This window comes from Peptoniphilus sp., from assembly GCF_050943655.1.
Taxonomy (GTDB): domain Bacteria; phylum Bacillota; class Clostridia; order Tissierellales; family Peptoniphilaceae; genus Peptoniphilus_A.
The window spans coordinates 1-5,084 of record NZ_JBMNPQ010000089.1 but is presented as its reverse complement, the minus strand read 5'-3'; the positions used below and the strand labels follow the sequence as shown (position 1 = coordinate 5,084).

The 5,084-nt window shown below is 29.5% G+C and carries 7 protein-coding genes; all 7 read right to left on the bottom strand.

Going from position 1 to position 5,084, the window contains the following annotated elements; genetic code table 11:
* Nucleotides 1–1,108: carboxylate--amine ligase (locus tag ACOX6R_RS07165; RefSeq protein WP_433448719.1), on the bottom strand; the 1,108-nt coding region annotated here is incomplete at its 3' end.
* A gap of 169 nt (nt 1,109–1,277) precedes the next feature.
* Nucleotides 1,278–1,697 carry a flavodoxin family protein gene (locus ACOX6R_RS07160; RefSeq protein WP_433448717.1) on the bottom strand — a complete coding sequence of 140 codons (420 nt, stop codon included), beginning with the start codon at nt 1,695–1,697 and terminating at the stop codon, nt 1,278–1,280.
* A gap of 13 nt (nt 1,698–1,710) precedes the next feature.
* Nucleotides 1,711–2,256: a glutathione peroxidase gene (locus tag ACOX6R_RS07155; protein WP_433448715.1), complete on the bottom strand. Its 546-nt coding sequence runs from the start codon at nt 2,254–2,256 to the stop codon at nt 1,711–1,713.
* A gap of 42 nt (nt 2,257–2,298) precedes the next feature.
* Nucleotides 2,299–2,745 carry a MarR family winged helix-turn-helix transcriptional regulator gene (locus tag ACOX6R_RS07150; RefSeq protein ID WP_433448713.1) on the bottom strand — a complete coding sequence of 149 codons (447 nt, stop codon included), beginning with the start codon at nt 2,743–2,745 and terminating at the stop codon, nt 2,299–2,301.
* Nucleotides 2,746–2,967: 222 nt separating this feature from the next.
* Complete coding sequence (locus ACOX6R_RS07145; RefSeq protein ID WP_433448711.1) at nt 2,968–3,486, bottom strand: DUF4256 domain-containing protein; 519 nt, start codon at nt 3,484–3,486, stop codon at nt 2,968–2,970.
* A gap of 44 nt (nt 3,487–3,530) precedes the next feature.
* Nucleotides 3,531–4,406: a DMT family transporter gene (locus ACOX6R_RS07140; RefSeq protein ID WP_433448709.1), complete on the bottom strand. Its 876-nt coding sequence runs from the start codon at nt 4,404–4,406 to the stop codon at nt 3,531–3,533.
* 86 nt (nt 4,407–4,492) lie between these two features.
* A complete protein-coding gene (locus tag ACOX6R_RS07135; RefSeq protein WP_433448707.1) occupies nt 4,493–4,999 on the bottom strand; it encodes a ferritin in 507 nt (168 codons plus the stop codon).
* Nucleotides 5,000–5,084 lie beyond the last annotated feature (85 nt).

Below are 5,084 nucleotides of genomic sequence, written 5' to 3'. Positions count from 1 at the left end.
ATAATTTATCAATTATTTCATGGTGTTTTGGATCAGTATATTCTTTTAAAAGTTTAGGATGAGCGTTCATCCAAATTTTCTTAGTATCTTTGTGATAATATACTTCTTCTTCAAAACCTAGGTCTAGTACATCTCTCAAATAAAAATCTAAAACATTAACTCCACCTGCTGCCATAAAATAATGTGACTGAGGAAGTCTCAAGTTCATTTCAAAAGCTTTAAATGTATCATCTTTAGCATCATATTTAAGATCAATATTTGAAAAACCAGTGTATTTTAATTCTTCTAATTTCTCTTTATAAAAATCAAAAATTTCTGGCATATATTTAGTGTAGATTGCGTCGTTATTTCCGATTCTTAGTGGAAGTGGATCTGCTAAAAGAATTTGTCCATAAACCATCATTCTAACTTTTCCATTCTTGTCACAATAAGCATTTAAAGAGGCTTGATTAGATGCATCTCCAAGCACATATTCCTGAGCAAGCATTGAACCTTCATATTTATTATCGTATATAGTTTTTACAACAGAGTTTAGTTCTTCCTTGTCGTAAATTGTATATACTTTATATTTTCCCGGGAATGATATTTTTACATAGCTAATTGAATCATTTGGTTTAAGTATTAAGGGATAGCTCAAATCAACGGCATCAACATCTTTAGGTGAATTTATTATGTGATATTTTGGATATGGGATTCCAATTTTTTCGCATGTTTCATAAAAATCTATTTTGTTTTCAAGTTTTGAATTTAATTCTGGTGAAGGCGTGTTGAATTTATAATATTTATCTAGAACCTCTTTATTTTCACTTAGAAGCTGAGAATATTCGTCGCCACATGGTATAACAACCATAGTTGAATCTTTGTGTGCATTGGCATAATCAATTAATGTCTTTAGAAACACTTCATTGTCTGAAAGATTTTCTACAACAGTTCTATCTAAAATCTTAGAATTATCTGTGGCTGGAAGAGTTTGTTGACAAAAAATCATAGGCTTAAGTCCATAATTATCGTCGAGCAATCTTGAAACTCCATAAGCATTTTCATCAGAACCTAAAATTACAAATTTAACATTTAATTTATTTAATACATCTCGTGAAATATTCTTCATTTCGTCTCCTTAATATATTTTAAATATGTAAAATAAACTTTTACTACTTGTACATTATACACTAAAATCAGGCAATAGTAATGATTAGTTGCACAACAAAAGCGATTAGATGAATTTGTCTAATCGCTTTTAAACATTTATTTATTTTTGAGGATTTATTAATAAATAATTATTTATTGTCTTTAACAATACTCTTTGCAAAGTTAGCAGCAGCCTCTAAATCTTCTTCATCAGGTTTTCCCTTGTGTAAATTTTTAAATTCTCCCTTACAATGAAATTCTCTTTCATCCATTTTTATTCCAACTTTATCGGCTTCTTTTTTTACTTTTTTCCAAGTGGAATTAAGCATAGCAGCTGATCCAAAATTTACAATTCTGCCAACTTTATTACTATCAAGGGAACTAACATACTTTTTAACTTCTGGGTCTATTCCGAAATTATAGTAGGAATTTCCTAGAAAAAGAATATCTATTGGCTCTTTAATATCTTCAGTTATTGGTAGTGCTTCTACATTTATAGCTTTACCCATTGCTTCTGCAAGTTTCTTTGTATTTCCACCCTTTGTATAATATCTAATTGCTACTTTCATTTCATTCTCCTTATTATAACGCAGCTTCTACTGCTTCTCTAACTTCTTTCATATCAACAGTTGGCTCAAAACGAGCTATAACTTTTCCATCGCGATCAACTAAGAATTTTGTGAAATTCCATTTAATATAAGCCTTGTCACCAAATTCCTTATTATTTTTCTTTGCGAATTTGTCTAATGCTAAGTTTTTTATTCCCTTTCCAAAACCTTCAAATGGTTTTTCTTTTGCAAGATATTCAAAAAGTGGTTCTGCATTTTCACCATTGACGTCAATTTTAGCAAATTGTGGAAAATCAGCTCCAAAATTTAATGTGCAGAATGTATGAATCTCTTCAGCATCTCCAGGCGCTTGATTTGCAAATTGATTGCAAGGAAAATCTAAAATTTCAAGTCCTTTATCTTTTAAGTCTTTATACATTTCTTCTAGTGGTTCATAATGTGGTGTGAATCCACAACCAGTTGCTGTATTTACAATTAATAATACTTTTCCACTGTATTCTTCTAAGCTTACGTCTTTTCCTTCTCTATCTTTTACTGTAAAATCATAAATATTTTTCATCTTTATCTCCTTCATTAAAAATATAAATTATACTTCAGTACTTCATTTATTATTTCTTGTGCTGTCCAAGAGCTCGTACAAAAGTGATCTCAACTCAATAGCTTTATCTTTTGGCAAGTTAACACAATTTAACATTTTCTCTGGAATGTCTTTTGCCTTTTCTTGCAAATCTTTACCTTTTTCAGTTAAATAAATGATTACAACTCGATCGTCATTTTTACTGCGCCTTCTTTCGATGTATCCCAGTGTTTCAATTTTTTTAAGTACAGGTGAAATAGTTCCATTATCAAGCATAAGTCTATTACAAATCTCTCCAACAGTAATTCCATCCTCTTCCCACAAAACTAAGAATACTAAATATTGAGTATAAGTAAGTCCAAGTGGTTTTAAAAGAGGCGTGTACAGCTGAGTAACTTGTCTAGATGCTGCATATATAGGGAAACAAAACTGATTTTTAAGTTTCATCTCTTCATGGTAATCTAATTTCATTATATTCCTCATTTCAATATATTGTTCACAACTATATTGTACCCAATATATTTATTTATAATAATATTTTTTAAAATTTTTATAATTTTTTTTTGCTTGAAAAACTTTTTATTATCACGCTAATTTAATTAATAAATTTTATTAAATATAGATTAATTTTTAAAATAAAAAACTAACTCTCTCCACACTATGTAGAACAGAATTAGTTTATAAATTTTTATATTAATTTAATTTAAGCATACATCTAAATCCTCGGTTTCGATAATAAGAGCCCGCACCATTAAAATAAATAAAAATACGGCCATGCCTTACACTTGCAAATAAGGCGTCTCCTTTATCCCTAAATCCTTTATCTGTTGCTATCCACACTTGAGATTTTTCATCGTAACTTCCGCTTTCTTGGAGAAGTTTATATATTTCCTCATCCATAAGACTTGCTCCAATTTGATTTACAATACCCTCAGCACTTTTATTAGGTGCATTCTTTTTTCTAGAAAGTCTTGCCTCTTCATCATAACAAACACTTCTTCTATCATCAGGTGTTTCATTACAACAATCTGCAAATAATAGATTCCCGCATCTATCAAGTAAAATATCTGGCTCTCCACCAGTTTCTTCTATATTCTTTAAAATTTTCCAATCATCTTCTGTGATTAGTTGACAGACATCTTCCCAAGAAACATTTGGATGTCTTTCCATATGTTTATAAAATCTATTTTTTAAAATCTCTTTTAAATCCATAATTTATCTCTAACCCTTTATATAAATTTACACAACACTTAAATTTATTTCTTGCTAATCTTGATTTCACCATAAATAGCCCCACCTATTATTAATATTGAACCAATAATCTGTACAAAAGACATTGTCTCATTTAAAAAAATTGATGAAAAAATTAATGCTGAAACAGGATCCACGTAGCTAAGCAGTGCAACTGATTGACCTGATAGTTTCTGAATTCCGTAAAAATATAATAAATATGCAATACCTGTATTTAATAATCCTATTATTGCGATATAAGGTAGATCACTACTGTTAATCTTAGGAAGAGTAGATGTAACTAAAACATATATCAGTACGACTAGAAATGCAATATCAAGTTCAATAGCTGCTGTTTGAAGGCCACTGGTTAATGAAATCTTTTTATTGAAAATAATGAGCATTGCATAAAAAATTGCTGATAATATTGCAAAAATTAATCCTTTTAAATTCATTCCGCTAGTTACTACACTACCACTTATACAAATAAGTCCAACTGCTACAATAATAACTGAAATAATCTTTCTTTGAGTTAAACTTTCATTAAGTAGAACTGGTGAAAATAATAAAACAAGAATTGGACCAGCATAATAAATCAAAGTGGAGATACTTACATTTAAAATCCTATAAGCAGAAAATAACATCACCCAGTTAAGTCCTAAAGCTGCCCCACCTAAAATAATTTGAACGCTTTCTCTTCTAAGATTATCTTTGTCAAATCCACCTCTAAGCAGTACAAAAGCTGTCAAAAAAAGACCACCAATTAATGTACGCATCAAAACAATTTGGCTTCCCTCTAAAGAAATATTTGAAACTAATATTCCATTTGTCCCAAATATAAGTAAGGCTGCAATATATGATAAATATACTCTATTTATTTTGCTAAATTTATTAAGGTTCATATCTCACCTCTTCATCTTATTTTAATATGTAATAAAAAAGAAGGGAAATTAAATCCCCTCTTTTTTGATTAAAGTTTTAATTATAATTATAGTCCTGGAACTTCAACTTTTCTCTTAGCAAGTTCTGCATCAAATTGGAATAATGCTGCAGGTGAATTGTCTATTCTTTCTAATGTTGTGATTAGATCTACAAAATTAGCTTCTTCTTCAACTTGTTCATCTATGAACCAATAAACTTGAGATTCAGTTTTTATATCACCGCATTCTTTAGCTTCTTTCATGATTTCCATGAAGTTTGCTGTAACTTGTTTTTCGTGTTCCAATGCTTCTTTGAAAATTTCTAAAACACTTTCGAATTCAGACTTTGGTGCAGGAACAGCTTCAATTTTAATGTCATAATCCAATGCAAATAGATAATTTTCTATTCTGTCAGCGTGTAATAATTCTTCAATTGCTTGTTGTTCTAAGAAATTTGCAACACCTGGCCAGTTTTCTTTTTCTGCCCATAGTGACATTCCTTTGTAAACAATAGCTGATTCTACTTCAAAATTGTATTGCTTATTAAGCATATCTAATAATTTTTTGTTGTCCATAATAAAAATCTCCTTATAATATTTTTTAATTTCGCATACATTTTAGCTATAAATATAGTACCCTTAGCAGACAAATTTAAACACT

What these genes read in the sequence shown, in the direction of transcription:
- ACOX6R_RS07155 (WP_433448715.1), bottom strand. Translation starts at nt 2,256, where the DNA reads ATGAAAAATATTTATGATTTTACAGTAAAAGATAGAGAAGGAAAAGAC.
- ACOX6R_RS07135 (WP_433448707.1), bottom strand. Translation starts at nt 4,999, where the DNA reads ATGGACAACAAAAAATTATTAGATATGCTTAATAAGCAATACAATTTT.
- ACOX6R_RS07140 (WP_433448709.1), bottom strand. Translation starts at nt 4,406, where the DNA reads ATGAACCTTAATAAATTTAGCAAAATAAATAGAGTATATTTATCATAT.
- ACOX6R_RS07160 (WP_433448717.1), bottom strand. Translation starts at nt 1,697, where the DNA reads ATGAAAGTAGCAATTAGATATTATACAAAGGGTGGAAATACAAAGAAA.
- ACOX6R_RS07150 (WP_433448713.1), bottom strand. Translation starts at nt 2,745, where the DNA reads ATGAAATTAGATTACCATGAAGAGATGAAACTTAAAAATCAGTTTTGT.
- ACOX6R_RS07145 (WP_433448711.1), bottom strand. Translation starts at nt 3,486, where the DNA reads ATGGATTTAAAAGAGATTTTAAAAAATAGATTTTATAAACATATGGAA.